This window comes from Streptococcus oralis (genome assembly GCF_965111685.1).
In the GTDB taxonomy this organism is placed as follows: domain Bacteria; phylum Bacillota; class Bacilli; order Lactobacillales; family Streptococcaceae; genus Streptococcus; species Streptococcus oralis_B.
In genome coordinates this window covers 627166-652236 of sequence record NZ_OZ217340.1, presented here as the reverse complement: position 1 = coordinate 652236, position 25071 = coordinate 627166, and the positions used below count along the sequence as shown (strand labels likewise).

General features: G+C 40.9%; 20 protein-coding genes. All 20 read right to left on the bottom strand.

What is annotated here, in order from left to right; genetic code table 11:
- Positions 1–250 precede the first annotated feature (250 nt).
- Positions 251–1090, bottom strand: a complete 840-nt coding sequence (locus tag ACLV7H_RS03470; protein WP_000158626.1) for a thymidylate synthase — start codon at positions 1088–1090, stop codon at positions 251–253.
- Between the two features lie 99 nt (positions 1091–1189).
- A complete protein-coding gene (locus ACLV7H_RS03465; RefSeq protein WP_411866376.1) occupies positions 1190–2149 on the bottom strand; it encodes an ROK family glucokinase in 960 nt (319 codons plus the stop codon).
- A gap of 100 nt (positions 2150–2249) precedes the next feature.
- On the bottom strand, positions 2250–3050 hold the full coding sequence (locus ACLV7H_RS03460) for an excalibur calcium-binding domain-containing protein (RefSeq protein WP_411866375.1): 801 nt from the start codon (positions 3048–3050) through the stop codon (positions 2250–2252).
- A gap of 95 nt (positions 3051–3145) precedes the next feature.
- Complete coding sequence (pabB, locus tag ACLV7H_RS03455) at positions 3146–4867, bottom strand: aminodeoxychorismate synthase component I (RefSeq protein WP_411866374.1); 1722 nt, start codon at positions 4865–4867, stop codon at positions 3146–3148.
- Between the two features lie 60 nt (positions 4868–4927).
- Positions 4928–10759, bottom strand: a complete 5832-nt coding sequence (locus ACLV7H_RS03450) for a ZmpA/ZmpB/ZmpC family metallo-endopeptidase (RefSeq protein WP_411866373.1) — start codon at positions 10757–10759, stop codon at positions 4928–4930.
- A 2-nt stretch (positions 10760–10761) separates the two neighbouring features.
- Positions 10762–11325 (bottom strand): TIGR01440 family protein, encoded by a 564-nt coding sequence (locus ACLV7H_RS03445; protein ID WP_411866372.1) that lies wholly within the window; start codon positions 11323–11325, stop codon positions 10762–10764.
- 114 nt (positions 11326–11439) lie between these two features.
- Positions 11440–13131 carry a sensor histidine kinase gene (locus ACLV7H_RS03440; protein ID WP_411866371.1) on the bottom strand — a complete coding sequence of 564 codons (1692 nt, stop codon included), beginning with the start codon at positions 13129–13131 and terminating at the stop codon, positions 11440–11442.
- The gene (locus ACLV7H_RS03435; RefSeq protein WP_411866370.1) at positions 13128–13865 is read right to left on the bottom strand and encodes a response regulator; all 738 of its coding nucleotides are present in this window, start codon (positions 13863–13865) and stop codon (positions 13128–13130) included. The genes ACLV7H_RS03440 and ACLV7H_RS03435 overlap by 4 nt, the downstream gene beginning before the upstream one ends.
- A gap of 261 nt (positions 13866–14126) precedes the next feature.
- A complete protein-coding gene (msrB, locus tag ACLV7H_RS03430) occupies positions 14127–15239 on the bottom strand; it encodes a peptide-methionine (R)-S-oxide reductase MsrB (protein ID WP_411866369.1) in 1113 nt (370 codons plus the stop codon).
- 9 nt (positions 15240–15248) lie between these two features.
- Entirely contained in the window at positions 15249–15812 is a 564-nt protein-coding gene (locus ACLV7H_RS03425; protein WP_411866368.1) for a redoxin family protein, read from the bottom strand.
- A 63-nt stretch (positions 15813–15875) separates the two neighbouring features.
- The gene (ccdA2, locus tag ACLV7H_RS03420) at positions 15876–16586 is read right to left on the bottom strand and encodes a thiol-disulfide oxidoreductase-associated membrane protein CcdA2 (protein ID WP_045592194.1); all 711 of its coding nucleotides are present in this window, start codon (positions 16584–16586) and stop codon (positions 15876–15878) included.
- A 162-nt stretch (positions 16587–16748) separates the two neighbouring features.
- Positions 16749–17300, bottom strand: coding sequence for a GNAT family N-acetyltransferase (locus ACLV7H_RS03415; protein WP_002882760.1), 552 nt, complete (start codon positions 17298–17300; stop codon positions 16749–16751).
- Positions 17301–17504: 204 nt separating this feature from the next.
- Complete coding sequence (nadE, locus tag ACLV7H_RS03410) at positions 17505–18329, bottom strand: ammonia-dependent NAD(+) synthetase (protein WP_411866367.1); 825 nt, start codon at positions 18327–18329, stop codon at positions 17505–17507.
- Positions 18326–19786, bottom strand: coding sequence for a nicotinate phosphoribosyltransferase (locus ACLV7H_RS03405; RefSeq protein ID WP_045592198.1), 1461 nt, complete (start codon positions 19784–19786; stop codon positions 18326–18328). The genes nadE and ACLV7H_RS03405 overlap by 4 nt, the downstream gene beginning before the upstream one ends.
- Positions 19787–19902: 116 nt before the next feature.
- The gene (locus tag ACLV7H_RS03400; protein ID WP_411866366.1) at positions 19903–20391 is read right to left on the bottom strand and encodes a DUF6773 family protein; all 489 of its coding nucleotides are present in this window, start codon (positions 20389–20391) and stop codon (positions 19903–19905) included.
- Complete coding sequence (locus tag ACLV7H_RS03395) at positions 20381–20590, bottom strand: helix-turn-helix transcriptional regulator (protein WP_001107501.1); 210 nt, start codon at positions 20588–20590, stop codon at positions 20381–20383. Before ACLV7H_RS03395 ends, ACLV7H_RS03400 begins: the two co-directional genes overlap by 11 nt.
- 198 nt (positions 20591–20788) lie before the next feature.
- Positions 20789–21199, bottom strand: a complete 411-nt coding sequence (locus ACLV7H_RS03390; protein WP_084944199.1) for a GNAT family N-acetyltransferase — start codon at positions 21197–21199, stop codon at positions 20789–20791.
- A gap of 100 nt (positions 21200–21299) precedes the next feature.
- Positions 21300–22664 (bottom strand): amino acid permease, encoded by a 1365-nt coding sequence (locus tag ACLV7H_RS03385; protein ID WP_411866365.1) that lies wholly within the window; start codon positions 22662–22664, stop codon positions 21300–21302.
- 75 nt (positions 22665–22739) lie between these two features.
- On the bottom strand, positions 22740–23222 hold the full coding sequence (gene greA, locus ACLV7H_RS03380; RefSeq protein ID WP_000818765.1) for a transcription elongation factor GreA: 483 nt from the start codon (positions 23220–23222) through the stop codon (positions 22740–22742).
- Between the two features lie 62 nt (positions 23223–23284).
- Positions 23285–25036, bottom strand: coding sequence for an endolytic transglycosylase MltG (gene mltG, locus ACLV7H_RS03375; RefSeq protein ID WP_411866364.1), 1752 nt, complete (start codon positions 25034–25036; stop codon positions 23285–23287).
- Positions 25037–25071 lie beyond the last annotated feature (35 nt).

Here is a 25071-nt window from a genome sequence, read left to right as displayed (position 1 = left end):
TACACTCGTCCTAGCAGACAGAAGGATATGCTTAGTCCGAAAAAGTTTAACTATAGTCAGCACAATAACTCCTATACCTGTCTTAAAAAGGATTTTCGCTAGACCACTACAGTTGACGAAAAGCCTGCTTTTGCGGATTATAAATTTGAACTTTATCCTCATAAATTACAACATAAGAAAACACCTCATAAGTTAGATTTTTCTGTCTAACTTATGAGGTGCTAGTCATAGAAGGATATTTACATTTTTCTTAAATAGCCAAATCAAACTTCAGCTGTGGCTTAACCGGATCATAGTCAACCAACTCAAAGTCTTCTGCTTTGATATCAAAGAAATTGGTCCCATCAGGAACATTTAAAACCAAGCGTGGTTGGCAGTTTGACGGCTCACGACGGAGCAATTCCTCAGCTTGTTCAAACTGATTATCATAGATATGAAGGTTGTTGATAAAATAGAAAAACTTCCCAACCTTCCATCCAAAATGCTTGGCAATCATCATTTGAAGAGCCACGTACTGCATAGCGTTAATGTGGTGGGCCACCAACATATCGTTAGAACGCTGGGTCAAGGTCGCATCCAGATAGATTTCCCCATCAACGCGACGGACATCAAACATGGTCTGAAAGGCGCATGGAAGGAGGCCGTCTGTCTCCTCAAATGCTTGGTAATCCCAGAGTGAGATGATATTGCGACGATTCCAAGGATTGGCTTCCAGCTGCTTGAGAATCTTATTAATGATATCGTGTTTCTTAACGACTGCCCCATAACGCTCACCAATAGTTCCCGTATCTCCCACTTCCCAGTCATTCCAGTAGTGGACATTGTACTTATCATTGAGAACATCTAGGCTATTAGACTGATCTTGGTAAATCCAGAGTACTTCCTTGATGGCGGATTTGATTGCAATGGGACGCAAGGTTGTGATGGGAAATTCCCCTTTAGACAAATCATACTCCGCAAAGGCACCCGTTACGTACTTGGAGTTGGCAACTGTCCCATCCTTGTACTTAGGACGCGCTTGCTCAGAAAAGACTCCGTCTTTGAGGATTCGTTCAATATTTTCTTTAAAAATCGTGTCTGCTTTTGTCATTTACTCTCACCTCATTTATTGTCTTAACTAGTATAGCATAAAAAAAGAAAGGAGGAAAATCACTGACTTTAAAGTAGTGTTTTTCCCCTTTTTATTATCTTATTGCAATACAAGTGATGCCGCCCCGATAACTCCAGCGTCATTTCCTAGAGTTGCAAGAGCCAATTTAGTAGATGTGCGTACTTGAGGGAAGGTATTTTCGTCGTAGACCTTTTGAACACCTTGGAGAAGGAATTCTCCCGCAGCTGACACCCCACCACCGATAACGATTGTTGATGGGTTTAGGATTGATCCGATGTTAGCACACGCGATACCCAAGTAACGTGAGAAGTTACGGTAAACGATCAAGGCAAGGTCGTCCCCTTCTTTTGCAAGGTCAAAGACAGTTTTAGCAGTTACTTCTTCTCCGTCATCGATCAAACGTTTCAAGGCTGCATCACCTTCGTATTCATCTGCATAACGACGAGTCAAGTTAACAATCCCTGTTGCTGAAGCAACTGTCTCCAAACAGCCTTTTTTACCACAGGTACATGCGATTGGTTGGTCAAAGTCAACAGTTATGTGACCAAGCTCTCCTGCCGCACCAGCAACACCGTGGAGCAGTTTTCCTTCTGCCACGATACCGCCACCAACACCAGTACCAAGTGTCATAAAGACAACGTCTGGTTGGTTGTCACCAGCCCCCATCCAGCGCTCACCAAGAGCAGCTACATTGGCATCATTATCGATGAAGAAAGGAATCTCCAAGGCTTTTTCAATCTTTTCTTTTATTGGTTGAAGGGTTTTCCAGTTGAGGTTGTAGGCACCGATAACAGTCCCTTTTTCACGGTCAACCACACCAGGTGATCCCATTCCAATGCCTCGGAAATCTGTAGCTGACAATCCAAGCAAGTTCAAACGGTGCTGAATAGACTCGATCATATCATCTACGATATGGCTTCCTTCGTCCAAAATATTAGTCTTGATAGACCATTTTTCTTGGATTTCTCCCTCTTGAGTTAAAATTGCGAACTTAACAGATGTCCCACCAAGGTCAATCCCAATAATCTTTTGACTCATCGTCTTCTCCTTTTTAATTGAAAATGCTTACAGATATAGTATAACAAAATCGTCTGTTTTGTGCAAAGGTTTGCATTAACTTCCTAGAAATTATTCTGATTTATGGTTTCCAAAGGCCAGAACCATCTACGTAGTATCTGCCACCATCAACTCGCTCATTCTTTGCCATTTTACCATCTGATTTCAAATAGTAATTTCCTTGCCAAGTATTACGAGCGTATGAACCATCTGATTTCAAGTAGTACCAGGATTGATAAGAAGAGTCATAAATCCACTCACCTTGTGCCATTTTACCGTTCGCTTTGAGATAAAAAGCGCCTTGCCAAGCATTTTTTGCATAAGATCCATCTGATTTCAAATAATACCAAGCTTGGTATGATGAATCATAAATCCATTCACTTTGAGCCATCTTTCCGTTTGGTTTTAGATAATAACTTCCTATCCATGTGTTTCGTGCATACGAACCATCCGATTTGAGATAATACCATCCTTTGTAATATGAGTCGTATATCCACTCACTCTGAGCCATTGTTCCATCTGATTTGAGATAGTAATCTCCTTTCCAAGATTTTGTTACCGGATTACCATTGTCAGAATAATAATACCAATATCCATCTTGCTTAACCCATCCACTAGAAGAAACTCTATTCTGCGGACTAGACTGGCGTGGTTTAAAGACTCCCTGAGGTGCATTTGCACGTTCACAAGCTATCCCATCACCATCACGATCTAGTTTAGATGAGTATCCAGGCTCTCCTCTGTGAATATCAGAATAACCATTTTCCCATGCTTCTTTACAACTAGAAAAATGAATATTTTCTTCTGCACTAACCGGTTGAGCAAACAAACCTAAAACTGGAAGAACAGTAAGAATCGCTTTCAGCAAAACTGTTTTTTTCATCATTGCCTCCTATAAAATGACATCGTTTTCTTTTTATTTTATCAAACTTAACTCAACAATTCAACATATCTATTAAATTTTTTAATTTATGAAGTTTATTTAGAATTCACTTCCAACTCATACAAGCCTCTGACCGAGTTACAACCATAGACAGCTTCTGCTTGGTCCAAGTCTGGCACAGTCAAGACTTTTTCCTCTACCTGTCCTGTTTCCAGCAAATGCTGGCGGTAAATTCCTGGTAAAATTCCTTGACTGATGGGTGGTGTGTAGAGCTTACCATTAATTTTTAAGACCAGATTTCCAATAGAGGTTTCAAGTAGTTCTCCTGACTTATTGTGGTAAATCTTCTCTTGCTCTCCTAGTCTTAAATGCGGTCTATGAGTTGTTTTAAAGTAGGTAAACGCTTGATTCAAATCTGCTTCCTGCAGACAAAGTTTGGCTTTGCAGAAACTTGGACTGAGGGGTGTTAAGATTTGGCGACTGAGTTCTATCTCTCCAGACTTGCTGATAGTAATTCGCAAGCGGTAGTCTTGGTAGGAATCACAAGCTTGACACTCTTCCTCTATCTTTTGTCTCAATTCTTCTGGATCAAAAGGATAGGCAAAATAACGACTCGCCTTTATCAGTCTTTCCAGATGTTGATCTTCAAACTGCAGTTGCTTTTGGCTGATTTTCCCAGTTGTAATCAGTTTGAAACAGGCTTGTTTACGATAGAGAACAGCCGCCTTTTGATGAACCTCTCGGTATTCAGATTCCCAAGTACTATCCCAAGTAATCCCTCCGCCAACTCCATAGATGGCTTTTTCTTGGTACAGTTGAATAGTCCGAATGGCGACATTGAAAATTCGTCGCCCATTTGGAAGTAAGAGACCAATCGTTCCACAGTAAACTCCTCTAGGTTGAGGCTCTAGGTCCTTGATGATTTCCATGGTCGCAATTTTCGGAGCTCCCGTTATGGATCCACAAGGAAAGAGAGAGCGAAAAATAGCAATCAAGTCCACATCCAATCGTAACTGACTCTTGATGGTCGACGTCATCTGCCAAACAGTCGAATACTGCTCCACTTGGCACAGACGTTCTACATGCTCACTGCCCACTTCAGAAATACGGTTCATATCGTTGCGCAAGAGGTCCACGATCATCATGTTTTCAGAGCGATTTTTAGAATCCTGTTCTAGCCAGCTAGCTTGGGCAAGGTCTTCTTGGTCAGTCACTCCCCGCTGGGTTGTTCCCTTCATTGGGCGAGTTGTTAATTCTCGGTCATTTTGCTCAAAAAAGAGCTCTGGGCTCATGGAAATCACTGCCATCTCATCATGTTCAACATAAGCATTGTAGCCCGCCTCCTGTTCTACCACCATGCGATTGTAGATGGCAAAAGGGTTGGCACTTAAGTCTTGCTTGAGTTGGACGGTGTAGTTGACCTGGTAGGTGTCCCCTTGTCGCAAATGATGGTGAATCTGGGAAATAGCTTTTTCATAGTCCTCTGCAGATGTTTGTTCCCGCCACTTTGAAGGCAGATCTACTTCTTCATAAGTCAGAGGAATAGGGGATGTTTCCACCCTATCGTGAACGGTAAAGTAAAGCAAATACTCACCCAGTAGAGGAAGATTGTGAACTGCTAGTTTTTCCTCAAAAGCAGGAGCAGCCTCATAACTGACATAGCCCACGACATAATAGCCTTGCTCTTGGTAGCTTTCCACTTGTGCTAGCAAATCTGCCACTTCTGCTAAATCTCTTGTTTTAAACTCTTTGATCGGCTGGGTAAAGGTGTATCTCTCCCCCAAAGCCCTAAAATCAATCACTGTTTTTCTATGCATATTTCAAGTATAGCATAAAATAAGAAAACCCTCATCCACAAAGCAGATGAGAGATTTCAATTATTTAAAGATTGAAGTTTTAAAGCTATTTGTTTGTTGAAGAAGTTTTTTGAATAATTTCTCTTTAAGTGATACAGTATTATCAAATTTAACTAATCCATTTTTAAGAGTAGCTTTATCTTTATCAACAGCTGCAGCAAATGCATTCTTCAAGTCATCGTAACTACTGTATGTAGTACCGTCGATTGTAACAGGGTTAAATCCTGCTTTAGCTTTATCAACAACTTCTTTGAAGTATGCTTTCTTCCAATCTTCTAGAGTATTAAATTTACCATCAGAAACTTTCTTGATAATAAAATCATCACCTAGAGTAGCATGACCAGCTTTTTTAGACTCATTTTTCAACATGTTAGAAGCATAATTTAGGAAGCCTTTTTCATATCCAAAGTAACCCCACATACGGAAGGTGTTATGTTTGAATGACATTGCTCCTGGAGCTCCTTCACTTGTGTTACCTCCGTAGATACCTGCAGTGATAGGCACAGTTACATAAGCAGAACCGAATCCAGTCGGATCATACTGACCATTACCAGGACCGTGCTTGGTCATGAAGTTTTTCTCTACTAAGTCGTTAACAGATGTTAAATTATATTCTTTTTCTTCTGCATTTAAATCTCTAACGTTATCGTATTGATTCTTCGTATTAGCTCCACGAAGTTTCTTATCTACTTTCTTGAACCAAGCGTTGTTTAGTTCTTTACTGCCTTTATCAATTACAACTTCTCCTTCAAGGTAATCAAGAAGCATTAGGGTATCATTGAAACCTTTCATGTAATGATCAATTTCATCGCGAGAAGTAAGGTCATTTGGATTAGTGTTGTACCATTGGTTTCCATTGTTTGAACGTTCGTAGGCCATGTTCAATCCTAGTGCTTTAAAATCACCGTTTGGACTTGATTCAGCAGGTGATTGCAACATACCTTGTGCAAATGCTTCTAGGTCAGTACCTTCACGGTGTCTTGAACCACCTAAGTAAACCATACGGTCATTTACGTGAGTTGTTTCGTGAGTGAAGGCTGAGATACCAAAGTCACTAATCATATCAGTAACCATAAAGAAGACTGAATCATCCTTATAAGGGTTACCGTAAATACGAGCTACAGCTCCCATACGCCAGTCAGTTGCATGGTAGCGACCTGTTGGTCCGTATAATTCACGGATAGGTGCTACATCCTTACCACTATTCGTATGTCCGTATTTATCTGTGCTGATTCCTTTATAGTTTTGGTTATCTAACACAGGAGTTGGTACCATATTGTTGCTCTTAAGCAGTTGATTACGAACTTTATCTAATGATAAGCGAGACCAGAAGTCTAGGTAATTTTGTTGACCTTTAGCGACTTTATTGATTTCAGCTTTGAATGCTTCGCGTTCTTCCGCAGTATTCTTACCGTATTTTTCAAATGAACTGTAAGCCATTGTGTTATATGTTGAGATTAAGAACATGTGTGCATCTTTTAAATTCAGAAGTGGCAGAATCATTTTACCGTGAACATCATTATTCAATCCTTCATAGGCTCTGTGTTTCTTATCTGCAAATGCAGGATTTGTAGTTTTTGGTTCAACAACATATACATTCTCTTTAGTTGCTTTTATAAACCAATCGTTCAAGTCTGTGTCACTTGTAAAGAGTTCCATATTGTATTTCAAGAACTCATGTAAATTACCTTTACCAGTAGCTCCAGCTATCATTTCGCGGTATGCATCGTGAGTACGAGTTCCTTTTAAGTTATTTTCTTTAGAACCAATATTGATGATTCTATCTAAGATGCTAACATTCTTACCGTAGAAATCAGGTTTGAATAACATTAACTCTTTAATGTTAAAGTCATCGAATTTAATTCCGTAGTAACGGTTGAGGTAAGACAAACCAAGAAGAACTGCGGCCTTATTGTCATCGATTTTCTTAATCAAAGCACGTTTTGCAGCTTCATCAGTGTTAAGCTGGTGATCTTCATTTTGAACTAACTTCGTAACGAATTTATTAAGATTATCTTTAACGTACTTGAAGCTTTCTTCTAAGTACAAATCCTTAATTGCATTGACTTTGTTGCCACCAGTTCTACCCAAGTGTTGGTAAATCGGATCAGATTGTAATTCTACTGGACTTAACTTGCTTTCGATAGCACTGATTAAATCTGTACGATCTTTAACCACCATATTTGGTGTATAAACGACTTCACCAAGCTCAGAGACACTGTATTCTTTAACTTGTTTCACTTGAGAGTCTTTTGGTGAAATTGTAAAGATGTCTTTTGTCTTATCTGCGTAGTGAACCAAAATATGGTCAGCATCTGTAAGGTCTGTGACAAAGTCATTGCCTTTCATCGCAGTTACAGACAGTACTTCTTTAGTTAACAAGTTTGAACCTTCTGCAAGCTTGTTCCCTTGGTTGACAATCCATTCTTTGTTGTAGAACGGTTGAAGTTTTTCAACATTACGGTAAGCAAGCTCACGAGAAGCATCGTAGTCATCAATGTTTTTGTATTGATCAGCTTTATTTACAATATTGTTCAGTTTGTCTTCAATAGGAAGTGTGCTTTCGAATTTATCAGCAGTGATTCCCATTTTAGCAATTAATTCATCAGCTTTTTCTTTAGTTATGCTAGGAATTTTTTTAGAATTAGCATAAGTTGTTTTACCTTCACTTACACCCTCAACACTGTAGTTGCGCTTCGTTCTAGAGTATGTAAAGTAATCATCAGCATCAATATCAGAGTGACCAAAGACTATTTCACCAGTCTTAACTTTCATCATAGTGATGTTGTCTTCTATAGCCCCTAGTGCCCAGTTAGTCCCTAGCAGTCCACCAGACATAACGGCTTCTTTGAGTTCAATAGAGCCTTTTGCTACAGAGTTTCGAAGAGTACCTTCTTTACCTAAAGTATTGTTGTTGCCACCATTTTGAGATGAATATACGATTCCGGCGGCCTTAGCTTTGTTACCTGTGATTTCAGCGTCAACATAAGCTTTCTCTACAATACCTTTCCAGTTTTCCCCAACAATACCGGTTAAGTAACCGCCTCGATTTCCAGCAGCGTGTACTTTACCGATAAATGCAATGTTACTTAATTTTCCACTACCATCAATTTTATTGATAACACCAGATACATCATTATTACCAACAACGTTACCTGTTACTTTAATATTCTCTACAGTCGCATTATTTTTGATAACATTCGCTAGTGGTGCAATCCTATCAGTCCCTGGCATGTCGATATTTACATTTTCAAGTAGTAAATCTTTAACAGTACCACCGACAATATCACCGAATAAAGGTCTGTTCATATTGCTAATGGTAAATTTATTACCGTCAGTGCTGGTTAATGTTCCTTTGAAAGCATTAGTAACATAAGATTTTCCTGCTGGTTTAACGTTAGCAGCATTGATATTGCTACCAAGCTTAAATATGCCAGTCGGGTCTTTTTGCATAGCTTTTACAAGGTCGTCAAAGCTATAATATACATCACCTTCGTGTGTTTTTTGTTTTTCAAAGTAATGAACATACTCTTCGCTCAGTGTGTTGTCAGCATTCCGTTGAATCAAATCAGGCGCTTTGGCAGTGACCTTATACAAGGTCTTCCCATCAACTGTGACTTCTTCAATTTTGTCAACGGCAAGTCTTGTTGTTTTATTGTCATGAGTGGTCACTCGTAAATAAAGCGGAGCAAGATCAGCTGGTTTTGCTGTCAGCAAACTAGTGTCTGTTTCATTACCATCAGCATCCACACTCATCAAGCTTGTTTCTTTGATGTTTTTGATTTCAACTTTTTTGAGGTCAATTCTTAGCGGTTCTTCTTTCAGAACTTCTTCCTCATCACCCTCACCACGGTCATAAACCATCTTCGTTTCAAGTTTATAATCCTTGTAGTACTGTAAATCTGTCAAGGTAGTTGTCAAGTCGTCTGGTGAAACATTCAAGGTTTTGACAATCTCATCACCTTTTTTCAGAGTTAAAGTAATAGATTTAATGGCCGCCTTACTTGGATTTTCTAGGCTATACTTAACATCTGAGGTACGCTTCAAATCCTTAGACTCAACTGCTGTGATGGTCAATACTGGTTTTTCAAAGGTCTTGGTACCACGTTTCAAAATTTTGTCTTGAGGTGCCTCAAGAATTTCCTCTGTAACTTTTGGAGCGTCCTCTGTTTTAACTCCCTTAATGGTATTAAAGGTCTTGGTGATTTTTTTCTGGCCTTCTTTTCCTTCTTGAGCTACAACTTCTAAGCCTTTTTTTAGTTGGTCATCTTCTTTAACAACTTCCTTAAATGGAATCTTTTCAAGACTTTCTTCTACAAGAGTTCCTTCAATTGGCTTTGTCCCACGACTTACCTCTTGGTTTACAGGCTCCTTGGTAACTTCTGTGCTAGTTGAAAGAACTTGGTCAGTTTTAACACCTTCTACTGTTTTATAAGTTGTTTTAGTAACTTGGCTACCTTTTTCACCATTTCTTACGACAGTTTCTTCGTCGGTATACTTGGTTGGATCCTCAGTCGTTTCAGTTTTGTAGTCTAGGTCTGTAGTCGATGTTTCAACAAGGGTTCCCTCAGTTACTTTGTACTCTGGTAACTGTTCTTGTACAAGGGCTTGACCTGCTTGACCTTCCTCTTGTGTACCTTTTACTTCGATTGGAGCTTCTGGCAATTCTGGCTGTGTGAGAGCTTGACCTGCTTTGCCTTCCTCTTGTGTACCTTTTGCTTCGATTGGAGCCTCTGGTAATTCAGTTTGCGTTAAGGCTTGTCCTGTCTTACCTTCTTCTTGTGTACCTTTAGCTACTCGGTGAGTTGGTTCAGCTTGTGGTACTGGAGTTGGAGCAGGTTGCACCTCTTTCTTAGTTCCGACTGCAATGACTTGCGACACAGGATTTTGGACTACTTGGTCTTCGATGACTTCTCTAACTTCTTGACCGTTAACCATCGATACCTTGGTTACAAGGCGACGCTGACCATTTACTCCGGCTGCGACGATACGAGTCTCTCCTTCTGCTAGATTCGCATCTGGGCTTGTGACTGTTTCAAAAGGAATCTCTACCAAGCTCTCTTCCTGTCTAGTCTGAGGATTCTCAGAAACTGGTTTTTCTTCAACCGCAGGAACAACTGGATTTTGTACTAGAGGTTTCTCGACAACAGTTTCAGGAGTGACAGCAGGTCTTTCATGAACGACTTCTGTTTTCTCGATTTCATTTGCACTTTGCTTTTCGACTGGCAACTGAGGCTGGTCAGCTGAAGCTGGTCTTGATGGATGGAGTTCTGCTTCCTTGAAGTAACCAACATACTCATATCCTTCAATATGAATAATACCTTTAGCCAAACCTTCATTTGTAGATGCAGAAATAGTTTGGTTATAAGAAAATAACTCTTTATTTTCAAATCCAAAGGCGGTAAAAGGTACAAAATTGCTGACACCGATTGAGCTAATTAACAGAATACCAAGTACTTTACTACGGTGTTTCTTGGAAACTAATAGAACCGCTAGTGAGGCTGTTGCAAATCCAAGACCTGCCAAAGCAAGCTCCTTACTTCCTGTGTATGGAAGTTGTTGACTGTTAGTCTCCTTCTTGCGATAAACTACATAAATAATATCTTCATCTTGAAATTCTGTAGGAACCTCATGGCGAATCAAGGCTTTTTCAGACTCGGTCAATTCCTGCTCCGCCAGATAACGGTAATGCACGCTATGAGCTCCACCAACTTCATTGGCTTGCACCTTATCTACTAAAAGGGTACTGGCACCAAAAAGGAAGGCCCCGATAGCTACAGGACCTACCCCAACAGTGAGCTTACGAATCGAATATTTGGTGATTTTTTCTAGTTGTTGTTTTGTCTTTTTCATTCTCATGACTTTCTGATAGAATCTTGTGGATACTGCGCACGCGCACCTCCGATTAATTTTGGACGACTAGCTAGAGCCGTTACATGGGCATGCCCAATTTCTCTCAAAAGAGGGCGAATCGGAACCTGAACATGCTTGACATGCATGCCAATCGCAGTATCTCCGATATCCAATCCAGCATGGGCCTTGATAAGTTCAACCTCAACTGGATCCTGCATAAACTTGAAGGCTGCCAACTGACCCGAACCTCCTGCATGAAGTGTAGGAAGGACACTGACGATTTCAAGACCAAACTGCTCTGCCACCTGACGTTCAACGACGAGGGCTCGATTGACATGTTCACAACCTTGAACAGCTAGATGAATCCCTTTTTCCTCTAGGATATCTAGGATGGTCTTCACAATGATTTCCCCAATTTCTTGACTGGATTCCTTGCCAATCTGACCACCTATCACCTCACTAGAAGAAAGGCCCAAAACAAAGATAGCTCCTTGCTTCAAATTGGCTTTTTCTAATACATCTTCTACAATCTGGCTTGTTGCTCTTTGAATGTCTTTTTCCTTCATACTTGATACCTCTTTTGTCACTATCTATCATATCTTTTTTTCTACGTTTTAGCAAGATAGACAACCTAGAAAGCTTGCTCAATTACGCATAAAACTCCCAGAATTGACTGGGAGTTAACTAGTTTCTATTCTATTTATGTATATTTCAACCATCGTCCCTTTTTCGGGTACAGAATTAATCTTCATCTGGTAATTGTCTCCAAAATGAAGTTTGAGGCGTTGATCAACGTTTTGCAAACCAACTCCTCCACGTTTGAGCTGACTTTGACTACTATCGCTAGTAGCTTGGAAACCAACACCATCATCCTCAATGCGGATGATTAGTCCTGAATCCTTTTTCTGGACGGAAACTTTAATATGTCCCTGTCCATCTTTCTCCTTGATGCCGTGATAAAGGGCATTTTCTACAAGGGGTTGTAGCACCAGTTTAGGCAAGACTAAATTATCAAAGTCAGGATCTTCAGCAATTTCATACTCCAACTTATCCCCATAGCGTTGCTTCTGGATAAAGAGGTACTGGCGGACATGATTGATTTCATCAGAAAGAGAAATCAAATCCTTTCCTTGATTGAGCGCCAAGCGGAAATAGGTTGCCAAAGATTTGGTCACCTGAACCACTCGCTGACTATCCTGAAATTCAGCCATCCAGATGATGGTATCCAAGGTGTTATAGAGAAAATGCGGATTAATCTGGCTCGACAGGGCTTGAAGTTCATACTGACGGGTCGCTTCTTCCTGCCTGCGAATAGCTGCCATCAGCTGATCAATCTGATCCAACATGGCATTAAACTGGCGAGTCACTTCTCTCAGTTCATAGGCACCAGTTTCTTTGGCACGCAGATTTTGAGCACCAGAAGCAATTTCCAGCATGGTTTCTCTCAAGTCATTCAAAGGAGCAATCCAGCGTTTAAGACTGAACCACACCAAGCAGATACAGGCAAGAAGAGATAAGGCACTAGCAGCAAGAAAGGTCCACATGAGTTGGCTCCGAACCTGGTCTAACTTCTCCAACGAAGACACGCCTATAACCGTCCAATCAGTCCCTGCAATCTGTTCCTGACTAACGTAGGATTGATGGTCCAGCGTATAGCCCTGTCCCGTCTCAATGTAGGGTTTCATGGCCTCCATTTCACTCGCTGAGCTATAGACAGTACGTTCAGGATGGTAGACAAATTCATGCTTCTCATTGATGATAAAGGCAAAGCCCTGCTGGCCCAACTGGAGTTGGTTGAGATAGGCTTCCAGAGTTTCATAGGAAATATCCAAGCGAAGCACACCAAGATTGGCTCCCTTTGCATCAACAAGTTCCTGAGTGACAGAAATAACCCATTGACTATCTGATTTACGAGCTGGGGTTAAAACTGGCTTAGCTCCCTGATGAATAGCCTTTTGGTACCAATCCTCAGCCATCATATCTGAGGAAGTTTTCATCTGCACACTGTCATCTGTAGAAATAACCTGACCGGATTTGGTGACCAGTACCACCGTTTTCAAGTCCTGGTCTGCCTTTAAGATGGTCAAAAACAGTTCTCTGATTCCCTTGGCTTGGACTTGGTTAGGATTCTCAGCATAGGCTAGGATATCCTTCTGCTGGGTCAAACTGATCGAGGTGGTTTCTAATTTTTTGATATAAGACTGAATAAAGTGGCTAGTCTGGCTAATTGTCGTTTGGCTATTGCCCTCAATTGTATACTCAATGGCTGATGAACTCGATTGATAGTAGAAAGTCCCGACCACAGCTAGGAGAATGAGAAAGACCAGAAAGATGGAAATAACCATTCTTACTAGGAGAGAAGAACGCTTCATCGGCCTTCTCCCTTCTTAAACTGACGAGGTGTCACACCTGCAATCTGTTTAAAACGTTGAGTAAAGTAGTTCATATCTTCAAAACCAACCTTTTCGGCTATCTGATAAATCTTTAAATCCGTGGTCAGAAGCAAGAGCTTGGCTTGTTTGACACGCTCTCTCACCAGGTAATCCTGAAAAGGCAGCCCCAACTCTTTCTTAATCAAGGAACTCAAATAAGTCGGACTAAAGCCCAATTCACTGGCTAAAGACTTTAAACTAAACTGACTGTCAGCCAGATGGGACTGGATCTTCTGGGCTATGTTTCCCTCAAACTTATCGGTTAATAAATCTTGTAACTGCTCTTCTTTTTCTTCCTTGTCTAGTTTTTGCTTGATTTTCCCCAACATTTCCTCAATATCCTGACGAGAAAAGGGCTTGAGCAGGTAGTCATCCACACCGAGTTTGACAGCAGACAAGGCATAATCAAAAGCATCGTAGCCAGTCAAAAAAACCAAATGCACCTGAGGATAGGTTTCTCGGACCAGACTGGCCAACTGGATGCCATTTAGCTGAGGCATGTTGATATCGGTTAAAATGATATCTGGCACCTGCTTTTGAATCAAGTCCCAAGCCTGTCTTCCATTTTCAGCCTGACCGATGATTTCCATACCATAGGCTGCTACATTGACCAGCTTGGTCAAGCCTTGTCTTACCAGATACTCATCTTCTACGATTAAGATTGTGTAGGTCATGCTCTGCTCCTTTGTCACTTACTAGTATCAGTATAGCAAAATTCTCCTTTAACTGCTTAGGAAAGCCCTCTTATACTCAATGAAAATCAAAGAGCAAACTAGGAAGCTAACCGCAGGTTGCGCAAAGTTCAGCTTTGAGGTTGTAGATAAAACTGACAAAGTCAGCTCAAAACACTGTTTTGAGGTTGTAGATGAAACTGACGAAGTCAGTAACTATACGTATGGGTACGGTAAGGCGACGCTGACGTAGTTTGAAGAGTATTAATCGACATAATCTAGTAAATAAGCATAACCTTTTTCTTCCATTTGGGCTTTAGGAATAAAGCGAATGGAAAGACTATTGATACAGTAGCGCAAGCCACCCTTATCCTGTGGCCCATCCGTAAAGACATGGCCAAGGTGAGAATCTCCAACTCTGCTCCGCACTTCCATACGCGTCATATTGTAAGACTTATCTTCCTTGTAGGTGGCAACATCTGGACTAATTGGTTGGGTGAAACTAGGCCAGCCACAACCAGACTCAAACTTATCCTTTGATGAAAAGAGGGGTTCGCCAGTTGCCACATCCACATAGATACCAGATTCAAATTTATCCCAGTAGCGATTTGAAAAAGCTCGTTCTGTTTGATTTTTCTGGGTAACTGCATACTCCTCAGCTGACAAGGTCTTTTTCAATTCTTCATCGCTTGGTTTAGGATATTTGCTGGCATCAATGACAGGATAGGCTGCCTGATTGACATTGATATGACAGTAGCCATTTGGATTTTTCTTGAGGTAGTCTTGGTGATAGTCCTCAGCCACCACAAAATTCTTCAAGGCCTCCTTTTCAACTGCCAGAGGTTGGTCATATTTTTTAGCAACTTCATCAAAGACTTGGTTGATTACTTCCAAATCCTTTTCATCTGTGTAATAAACGCCGGTACGATACTGGATCCCCACATCATTTCCTTGTTTATTTTTGCTGGTTGGATTGATAATGCGGAAGTAATGAAGAAGAATTTCTTTAAGAGAAATTTGATTAGCATCATAGGTGACATGGACAGTCTCTGCATGTCCTGTTTGATTGATTAATTCGTACTTGGTTGTTTCCCCTCTACCATTTGCATAGCCTGAAACGGCATCTGTCACTCCAGGCACGCGTGAGAAGTATTCCTCCACTCCCCAGAAACATCCCCCAGCTAGATAAATTTCGTGCAAGTCTGCGTCTTTACTCACTTCTGTTTTTTTCACTATTTTTCCTCCTTGGCTAACTGATGCTTTCTCAATTTGCGAGCTATCTGTCTGCCCTGCATTTCGCATCAATAGAAAATAGAAACCAGTTATGGCTAGGAGAATGACCCCTGCCAAGACAAAAAGTTTTACTTTATCATTCATGGCCTTTCTCTACCCCAATTCTTTCAATTCTTTTAAAATCATATCCTTATCCATAAAACCTGGTTGCGTTTTGACCAGCTTGCCTTCCTTGTCTATAAAGGCTTGAGTCGGGTAAGAACGGACACCATAACTTTCCAAAAGTTTGCCTGACGGATCAATTAAAACTGGAAAATTTTTATAATCTAAGCCCTTATACCAGTTCTTAAAGTCAGCTTCAGATTGTTCTCCCTTGTGCCCAGGAGATACCACTGTCAAGACCACATAGTCATCACCAGCTTCTTTAGCAATTTCGTCCGTATCTGGAAGGCTAGCCAGACAGATGGAACACCAAGAAGCCCAGAATTTAAGATAGACTTTCTTGCCTTTGTAGTCAGATAAACGATAGGTCTTACCATCTACTCCCATCAGTTCAAAATCAGCAACCGCCTGACCTTTAGTCGCAGTTTGCGAACTGACTTGTTCTGTTTTCGTTTGCTCCTTCATAGTAGATTCTTCTGTCATATTTTTAGTCGAACAGGCTGCCAAGCAACAGATTGAGCCTACTCCAAGGAGACATGTTTGCCATTTTTTCATTTCTTTTTCCTCTCTATTCAAATAAGGAGACATGTTTGCCATTTTTTCATTTCTTTTTCCTCTCTATTCAAATAATGTAGTTAAAATGGAAGCATTCCCCAAAAGCACCAAGATTCCCATCACGATAATGAGGAAACCACCCACTTTTTTGAGGGTTCCGAGGTAGGGATGGAGTTTTCGAAAATGTTTCAAAACATAGCTGGAGGCGAGAGCTAGAACCAAAAATGGTAGCGCTAAACCCAGCGTGTAAACCAACATGAAACCAGCACCCTGCCAAGCTCCTGAACCACCTGAAGCCGCCAAGGCTAAAACAGACCCCAGAACTGGCCCTACACATGGCGTCCAAGCAAAACTAAAGGTCAATCCCAGTAAAAATGCCTGACTATATCCGTTACCCTTTTGCCCCTGTCTCTTTAATTGTAGCCTTCTTTCCTTGTAGAGCCCCTGCAAATGTAAAACTTCCATCTGGTGCAAGCCCAAGAGAATGATGACCGCACCCGTCACATACTGAAACCAAGAAGCATAAAGCAAATTGCCTAAAAAACCAGCTCCATAGCCCAGTAAGATAAAGATAAAAGAAATCCCCGCTATAAAGGCCAGAGTTCTCACTAAACTAACAAGTGAGATTGAAATTTTTCCGCTAGAAGCCTGAGCACCATCTTTGTCATCCAACAAGACCCCTGCATAGACCGGTAACAAGGGTAAGATACAAGGAGAAAAGAAGGAAAGAATTCCAGCAAGAAAAACACTGATAAAAAAGATTATATTGTCCATTGCCTTCCTCCATTCTTTGATTTGATAGGACTATTATAGCTCCAAAACTCCAGAAAAAACAGGGACAATGATAGGGAAAAATAGGAATTTAATCAGTTTATTCAGAAATCTGGCATAAAAAAAGCCAGACAAGGTCTGACTTTGATAGAAACAGAAAAGAAATCACCTGTCTTCCCTACTTATCTGGTAATAAATAAGGTCCGCAACGTAGTCTTTTCTCTCCACACCATTGGCAATAGTTTTTAGATAGGACATTCCAGCTTTCTCCATCACACGGCCTGAAGCTGGGTTAAGACTGGCGTAACGAGCTCTGACCTTTTGAAAGCCTGCTTGAGTAAAACAAAAGTCTAACACAGCTTTCAAGGCCTCCGTCATCATACCACGACCCCAATAGTTTTTTCCTAAAATATAGCCAATTTCACAACTTGAATCTTTCTCATTCATCTCTACGATGCTGATATCTCCTATCACTTGCTCTGGGTTTTCTTTGAGACAAATGGCCCATTTGTAATAGTTGGGATTAGTATAGGATGCAACCCAATTTCGAATCGAGTTCCGAGTCACTTCAACATCAGGATGAGGATCCCAGGTTACATAGGTCAGATTCTCAGGAGATGAAGCCCAATTTTGAAACATAGCTTCCGCATCACTCTCCACAAATCTTCTCAAGATTAAACGTTCTGTCTGTAACATTTGCGTACCGATTGCTTTCATAATGTTACCTCGCTTTCTAAGCTTAAGGCTCAAGCTAAAAAGGTCCACTGGACCTTCTTCGCTTTCTCATTTCTAAGCTCAGGGTAAAAAGGTCCACTGGAAGTTCCTCGTTTTCCCGTTTCTAGACTCGGGCTGAAAACCTCCACTGGAGGTTCCTCGTTTTCCCATTTCTAGACTCGGGCTAAAAAGGTCCCCCGGACCTTTTTACTCCCAAAAGTCATCAAAGACGGTGATTGGTAAGTGGCGTTTGTGTTGGCCTTTGTTCCACCAGTTTTCGATGGTCGCTTGGGCTTCTGGGCTGATTGTTTTGCCTTCTAGGTAATCATCAATTTCATTGTAAGTGACTCCAAGTGCGACTTCGTCTGCAATACCTGGATTTTCTTCTTCCAAATCTGCTGTTGGGATTTTTTCATAAAGTGCTGGGTCTGCACCTAGTTCCTTCAAAAGTTGTTTTCCTTGGCGTTTATTGAGGCGGTAAAGAGGGAGAATGTCTGCACCACCGTCACCAAACTTAGTAAAGAATCCTGTGATATTTTCCGCAGCATGGTCTGTTCCAATTACCGCTCCGCTATGGGCACCCGCAAGGGCATATTGGGCAATCATACGACTACGAGCTTTAATATTGCCCTTGTTAAAGTCTGAAACAGGACTTCCTGTCGCTTCAACTGCAGCTGCCATTGCATCAGCTGATTCCTTGATATTCACAACCAAGCTGACATCTGGTTGGATGAAAGCAAGAGCTTTTTGAGCATCTGCTTCATCAGCTTGCACGCCATAGGGCAGGCGGACAGCGATAAATTGGTAGCTGTCATCTCCTGCCTCTGCTCGCAGTTCTTCCATAGCTAATTGCGCTAAGCGCCCTGCTAAGGTTGAGTCCTGACCTCCAGAAATCCCTAGTACAAAAGTTTTAAGGAAGGGGTGTTTTTTCAAGTATCTTTTTAAGAAGTCAATTGAACGACGGATTTCTTCCTGGGCGTCAATCACTGGTTTAACCCCTAGTTGCTGGATAATAGTCTCTTGCAAACTCATTCTTCTTCTCCTTCACCAAGAGCTTCCTTACGCATCTTATCAATCAAGTCCATCTTATCTTGCCAAATATCACGCGCCAAGTCTACTGGGTAATGTTGCGGATTGAGAACCCGTTTATACTCATCCCAAAGCTTGTCAAATTCTTTGCGAGCATAGGCTTGAATGTCAGTCAAACTAGGCAGGTTGTAAACTAATGTTCCTGCTTTGAAAATATCCACCAAGAGAGGAACGGCATCAAAATTACGAACGGTTTTTTTGATATAGGTATAGGTCGGATGGAACATCTTGATTTCTGTCATGCTAGCAACATCTATGCCATCATAGGTAATGTAGTCACCTTCTGACTTGCCTCTTTCACGACTGGTAATGCGCCATACCTGCTTCTTACCTGGCGTAGACACTTTTTCCGCATTATTGGACAGTTTGATGGTATTGCGCATCTTACCATTCTCATCTTCGATAGCAACAATCTTATATACTGCTCCAAGAGCTGGCTGGTCATAGGCTGTAATCAGCTTAGTACCCACCCCCCAAACGTCAATCTTAGCGTGTTGCATTTTGAGGTTAAGGATGGTATTTTCATCTAAGTCATTGGAAGCGTAAATTTTGGCATCTGGGTATCCAGCCTCATCCAACTGTTGTCGAACTTTCTTGGAGATATAGGCTATATCCCCTGAATCAATACGAACGCCTTTAAAATTAATCTTGTCTCCCAGTTCACGAGCAACCTGAATGGCAGCTGGCACACCGATGCGAAGCGTATCATATGTATCTACTAAAAACACACAGTCACGATGGGTTGAAGCATAGGCCTTAAAGGCCTCATAGTCGTTTCCATAAACCTGTACCAAGGCATGGGCATGTGTACCCAAGACAGGAATGCCAAAGAGCTTCCCTGCTCGCACATTGCTAGTCCCGTTGGCTCCACCAATCACAGCTGCGCGTGTTCCCCAGATAGCTGCATCCATTTCTTGCGCACGACGTGTTCCGAACTCCATCAAGGGTTCATCCTCGATGACCGAACGAATACGTGCTGCCTTGGTCGCTATCAAGGTTTGAAAGTTAACGATGTTTAAGAGAGCCGTTTCGACCAATTGACATTGGGCTAGAGGTCCTTCGACCTGTACAATCGGCTCATTAGCAAAAACCAAGTCCCCTTCCTGAGCAGAACGAACCGTCAACTCCAACTTGAGGTTTCGTAGGTAATCCAAGAACTCTCCATGATAACCAAGCGTCTCCAAGTAGGCAATATCGCTATCTGAAAAGCGCAAGTCTTCAAGATAATGTACAATTCTTTCCAAACCCGCAAAAACCGCATAGCCGTTATTAAAAGGTTGCTGGCGGAAGTAAACTTCAAAGACCGCCTTTTTATTGTGAATTCCTTGGTCAAAGTATACTTGCATCATGTTAATCTGGTACAAGTCCGTGTGCAATGTCAAACTATCATCTGGATACATCTGTTTTCCTTCTTCCTACTTTACAAAGGTATGAACGTATTCTACCACTTTCACACCATCCGATAAATTAGTACTATTATAACACATTTTACCGAGATTGATAAAAAGCTAACAAGCTATTCCCCATTCTCCAGTTCATCCATATCTTGCTCAAACTTTTTTTGAGCCCATTCGCCATAACTTTTAAGGCCGAGATTGCCGATAAAAACCCATGGAAGGTAAATCAGATAAGTAATGACCCAAGCAGACAAGTATTTAACGTTCAAAGGATTGTGCTGATAAACTTCTATGTTAAATTGATAATTCTGCAACATCAAAAGAGTCGTAATAGCGAGAGTTACCAGCAAACACCCTCCAATCGTAAAATGAAAACGACTATAGTAGGTCACTCCAAGTTGTCGTGCACGATTGAAAAAGAAGAAAATTCCTAAAAGAAGAGTAACCAGAAGAATATCCGGATTAAAAAGAGCAGGTGCTAATACAGCCACCAAATAACTTAGCAGAATGAGCCCGATAAACATATAAAAAGTCTCTGTCCCAGCTTTGTTAAACAGTTGTTCTTCTCTTTCGTCTAGTAATTGATAATAAAAAAATCTATTTTTCATCTTCTTCCTCCCAAAATAATTGATCCAAAGTTTTGCCTAAGCATCTGCAAATGGACTGGCAGAGGGAGAGACTAGGATTGTATTTCCCTGCTTCTATCAAGCCTATAGTCTGCCTAGTAACACCCACAGCTTCTGCTAAATCACCCTGTGTCATATCAAGCTCCACACGAGCTAGTTTTAACTTTAAATTTTTAGCCACTTGATTCCTCCTTTTAATTTTTAAAAAGTTGCGCTTCTTTTCAAATATATTATACCATATATCTGACTTAATGCAGTATATAAATGGCATTTTGTAAGATTTTGTTAACAAAAAAACTCTCTATCATCTTACATGATAAAGAGTATTCGTTCTTTTTGCTACTTAGCTAAGCTCCTCTTCAAAGGAAAGAAGTCTAGGTCACAAATCCTTTTGGTAATAGTATCTTTGTCCTGTGTAGGGATAGTCTTGCAAGATAAAGACTTCCTTGTAGCCATGACTTAGATAAAAATCTGGCGCTTGAAACTGGTAAGTGTTGACAAAAGCAAAACGACAATTTCGTTTCTTGGCTTCATTTTCTGCTTGCTGCAGTAGTTGTGAACCAATTCCTTGTTCCCGTAGCCCCTCTTTCACAAACAAATATTCGATTTCCAACCAATTTCCGAAAGTCTCAGCTACTAATCCCGCCATGAGATTGCCCTTTTCGTCTTCGACATAAAGATTCAGTGGCTCACTTTCAGCCTCTTCTCTTTTAGAGCGATTATAAGTACGAATTTGATTCGCGATTTCTTGCGCTTTATGCGACTCCTTATTTTCTAATCTAAGGTACATCCAAACCTCCTAATAAACTACTACAGCTTGATTATAATCCTATTTCAATAGACTGTCAAACTAGAAAAAACTCACCAAGCATAGTTGATGAGTTCATGATTTATTTTCTAAATTTCCACTGACTATAAAACCCAAAAATAAGGATCCAGATAGCAGAACCAACTGCCCCCATGAAAGTCGACTCTTGCAAAAAGAGAGTCACAAAAACAAAGACAAAAAAGAGAATGGTTAGGGGATTAAGCAAGCGATACTGAGGCATAAGGTAGCCATCAGCCATGAAATCTTGTGACTTGCGGTATTTGAGATGGGCCACCATAATCAAGATATAAATCGCGATGTAAACACCTGATGAGGATGCGGTGATCAAAGCAAAAGCATCTGAAACACCTGGTAGCACGTTGATAAAGGCTGCCAGAGCAATCAAGATCGCTGAGGCAATGATGGCATTTTGTGGAACATTGTGACGAGAAAGGGTATCGACCTTAATGGCCTTTAAGAAACGATTGGGCGAATCATGGGCAATCTGATATAAGTGTCTCCCTGTTGAGTAGAGAGTTGAGTTAAGCGCAGACGCTGCTGAGGTCAAGACAACAAAGTTAATCAGAGCTGCTGCCCACTTGATCCCTGCCAGTTCAAAGACCGTTACAAATGGAGAATCTGAAGAATTAAGATAAGACCAAGGAATAATGGCCATAATCGCAATGAGAGCTCCCCCATAGAAGAAGATAATTCTGAGAGGAATTTCCTTAACTGCCTTTGGTAAGACCTGACGAGGGTTCTTCGTTTCAGAAGTTGTCACCCCGATAAACTCAATCATCAGATAGGCAAAAAATACCATTTGAAAAGCCATGACAAAGTTCATAACTCCGTTTGGAAAAAGAGAGAACTGGTCGCTGATATTTGCCAAACTTGCAACACCATGCGGTGTCTTAAAGCCCGTCAAAACCATAAAGACTCCAGTGGCAATCATGGCTAAAATCGCCACAATCTTGACCATAGCAAACCAAAACTCGACTTCTCCAAAGAGCTTAACCGCAATCAAGTTGACCAAAGCCAAAATCGTTAAAAAGACAAGCTGAATCATCCAACTAGGCCAGGTAGGGAACCAGAAGCGGACATAGTCTGAGATGGCAGTAATTTCTGCCATACCGATAAAGACAACAGACAACCAATAAGACCAAACTGAAAAATACCCCCAGCCTTTCCCCAAATGACGGGTGATAAAGTTGATAAAGGTATGCTGTTCTGGATCCTGATACAGCATCTCCCCAACAGCTCTCATCATCAAAAACATAAAGGCTCCTGTAATCATATAAATCAGGATGATCGAAGGTCCTGTAAGGCTGATAGAGCGACCAGCGCCTAGGAAAAGTCCTGTTCCGATTGTTCCCGCAATGGCCATCACCTGAACATGGCGATTGGTTAATCCACGCTCCATTTTCTTTTTCTTCTTATTTGAACTCATATAGTCTCCTATTTATCAAAAAACCAAAAAGGAGTTGAGCAAGGCAAGGCCTTCACTACTCCTTTTTTATCCTATTTAAGCTGTTTTTTCAACCTTTAAGATTTTGACATCATAGCTACCAACTGGTGTTTCAATCGTCGCAGTATCACCAGTCTTCTTGCCAATCAAAGCACGGCCAATCGGACTTTCATTTGATACTTTACCAGCAAAAGCATCTGCACCTGCAGAACCGACGATGATGTAGACCTCTTCTTCGTCTTCACCGACTTCTTGGATTGTTACTGTCTTACCGATTGCTACCTCATCTTGGGCAACTGCATCGCTATTAACAATTTCAGCATAGCGAATTTTTGTTTCTAGACTTGAAATTTGTCCTTCAACAAAAGCTTGTTCATCTTTCGCTGCTTCATACTCACTATTTTCTGAAAGGTCTCCATAGGAACGAGCAATCTTGATACGCTCTACGACTTCAGGACGACGGACAAGTTTCAACTCCTCTAATTCTTTTTCTAGTTTTTCCTTTTCTTCAAGGGTCATTGGGTAAGTTTTTTCTGCCATTTTTTTAACTTTCTTTTCTATTTACTTTTTTAAAACAAAATTATGTGGAAAACCACATAATTTTAGTTTGAACTACTTGCTTGAGGTAACTTGCTATTGATATGCTCTGCAACGTTTTGATCATGTTCTTCTTTTGTTGTTGCAAAGTATACTTTACCATCTTCTACATTGGCTACAAAGTACAAGTAGTCACTCTTTGTCTGGTTTACACTTGCTTCAATCGCATCTGAACTTGGGCTATCAACCGGTCCAGGCATGAGGCCAAGGTGAGTGTAAACATTGTATGGTGAATCAATCGTTGTATCAATTCCAGCGTCATCTGCTAAACTAATCTTTTGACCAAGTTTTCCTTGAGCATATAGGATAGCGATATTACTTTGAAGTGGCATACCGACATTCAAGCGGTTATAGAAGACACCTGCGATTTTCTTGCGGTCTTCGGTCTTAGCACCTTCTTTTTCGACAAGAGAAGCAATGCTGAGCAATTCATTAACTGTCAGATTCTTTTCTTTGATCGTAGCGTAATATGGTAAAATAGCCTTATCCATAGCAGCCACCATCTCATCAATCAAACTTTCAACAGTTGTGCTATCTTTGATTGTATAGGTCGCTGGGAAAAGGTAACCTTCAAGACGATAACGAACGCCACTGTCTTTTGTTGGAAGACTTCCAAGTAGGTTTGGATACTTGGCTACTAATTGTGAGATAAAGGTCTCATCTTGAGCTTTTGCCAAGAAAGCATCCGCAGTAAGAGGTTCTTTAAATTCACCTTGAAGTTGTCCTACTGTTTGAGCTATTTGCTCTAATGTATAGCCTTCTGGAATGGTCAAGTTTGCAAGAACAGGTGCCTGAGCTTCAGGAGTCCCACCTTTTTGCAATTCTTGAATCAACTCATCCGTACTCATACTCTTCTTCAAGTTGTAATAACCTGACTTCAAGTTGGCTTGACTATAGTATTTAGCATAAAGGCTAAACATAAGTCCATGTTTAACCAAACCAGATTTTTCCAAGGTGCTTCCAATTTCTTGAACATTTGCACCGTCTGGGATTTGAACCGTTACGTAATCTTTAGAACTCGCATCAACAGGTTTCAAGGAATCTTGAACGTAACCATAACCAAAGTAACCACCAACTGCAACGAGTACTAGGAGAACTAGAACTGTTAATAGGAAACCTTTAGCTTTTGATTTTTTCTTTTTCTTAGTTGGTGTTGCACCTTGACGACGACTACGACGTGGAGCATCAGCTAATCCGCTGCTAGATTCTGTAGAAACAGGCTCAACTCTTTCAGGCATTCCTGGGGTGATTTCCTCTTTCTTGTCTTCTGTTTTATAGGTTACGGCAACCTTTGTTGGAGTATCGTTAAATTCTTTTTCTTCGGGTTTAAGCTCAACTGGTTCTACCTTAGGTTGAACAGGTTCCACTACAGGTTCTTCAGCCATATGAATCGGCTCTACTAGAGGTTCTTCAGATTCTACAACTTCAATCTTGTCAATGATTGGCTGTCTAATCTCTTTCTCTTCTTGTCCATCCATTTTATCAGCTTCAGCACTCGAAAGTGGAGGAACACTCGGCGCATTCTTTAGAATTTTATCGACAACAGATAGGGAATCAGCCATCAACTCTTCTGTTGACGTTTCTGGTTCAGGATCTGAAGGAGTTGCTGAACTAGCTTGAGATGATGAAGCCGTCAGATTTGGAATCTCTACTTCCTTCTCTCTTTTATCATGTTCTTTTACTCTTTCTAAATCACGTAGAATCTGCTCTTTAAAGCTTAATTTTTCTTCTTCTCTTGATTTTTCAGTCAAAAGCATTACCTCCTTGTTGACAATCCATAATATTATATCTT

Coding starts and splice junctions, on each gene's coding strand:
- ACLV7H_RS03470 (WP_000158626.1), bottom strand. CDS start 1,090: ATGACAAAAGCAGACACGATTTTTAAAGAAAATATTGAACGAATCCTC.
- ACLV7H_RS03465 (WP_411866376.1), bottom strand. CDS start 2,149: ATGAGTCAAAAGATTATTGGGATTGACCTTGGTGGGACATCTGTTAAG.
- ACLV7H_RS03460 (WP_411866375.1), bottom strand. CDS start 3,050: ATGAAAAAAACAGTTTTGCTGAAAGCGATTCTTACTGTTCTTCCAGTT.
- pabB (WP_411866374.1), bottom strand. CDS start 4,867: ATGCATAGAAAAACAGTGATTGATTTTAGGGCTTTGGGGGAGAGATAC.
- ACLV7H_RS03450 (WP_411866373.1), bottom strand. CDS start 10,759: ATGAAAAAGACAAAACAACAACTAGAAAAAATCACCAAATATTCGATT.
- ACLV7H_RS03445 (WP_411866372.1), bottom strand. CDS start 11,325: ATGAAGGAAAAAGACATTCAAAGAGCAACAAGCCAGATTGTAGAAGAT.
- ACLV7H_RS03440 (WP_411866371.1), bottom strand. CDS start 13,131: ATGAAGCGTTCTTCTCTCCTAGTAAGAATGGTTATTTCCATCTTTCTG.
- ACLV7H_RS03435 (WP_411866370.1), bottom strand. CDS start 13,865: ATGACCTACACAATCTTAATCGTAGAAGATGAGTATCTGGTAAGACAA.
- msrB (WP_411866369.1), bottom strand. CDS start 15,239: ATGAATGATAAAGTAAAACTTTTTGTCTTGGCAGGGGTCATTCTCCTA.
- ACLV7H_RS03425 (WP_411866368.1), bottom strand. CDS start 15,812: ATGAAAAAATGGCAAACATGTCTCCTTGGAGTAGGCTCAATCTGTTGC.
- ccdA2 (WP_045592194.1), bottom strand. CDS start 16,586: ATGGACAATATAATCTTTTTTATCAGTGTTTTTCTTGCTGGAATTCTT.
- ACLV7H_RS03415 (WP_002882760.1), bottom strand. CDS start 17,300: ATGAAAGCAATCGGTACGCAAATGTTACAGACAGAACGTTTAATCTTG.
- nadE (WP_411866367.1), bottom strand. CDS start 18,329: ATGAGTTTGCAAGAGACTATTATCCAGCAACTAGGGGTTAAACCAGTG.
- ACLV7H_RS03405 (WP_045592198.1), bottom strand. CDS start 19,786: ATGTATCCAGATGATAGTTTGACATTGCACACGGACTTGTACCAGATT.
- ACLV7H_RS03400 (WP_411866366.1), bottom strand. CDS start 20,391: ATGAAAAATAGATTTTTTTATTATCAATTACTAGACGAAAGAGAAGAA.
- ACLV7H_RS03390 (WP_084944199.1), bottom strand. CDS start 21,199: ATGTACCTTAGATTAGAAAATAAGGAGTCGCATAAAGCGCAAGAAATC.
- ACLV7H_RS03385 (WP_411866365.1), bottom strand. CDS start 22,664: ATGAGTTCAAATAAGAAGAAAAAGAAAATGGAGCGTGGATTAACCAAT.
- greA (WP_000818765.1), bottom strand. CDS start 23,222: ATGGCAGAAAAAACTTACCCAATGACCCTTGAAGAAAAGGAAAAACTA.
- mltG (WP_411866364.1), bottom strand. CDS start 25,036: ATGCTTTTGACTGAAAAATCAAGAGAAGAAGAAAAATTAAGCTTTAAA.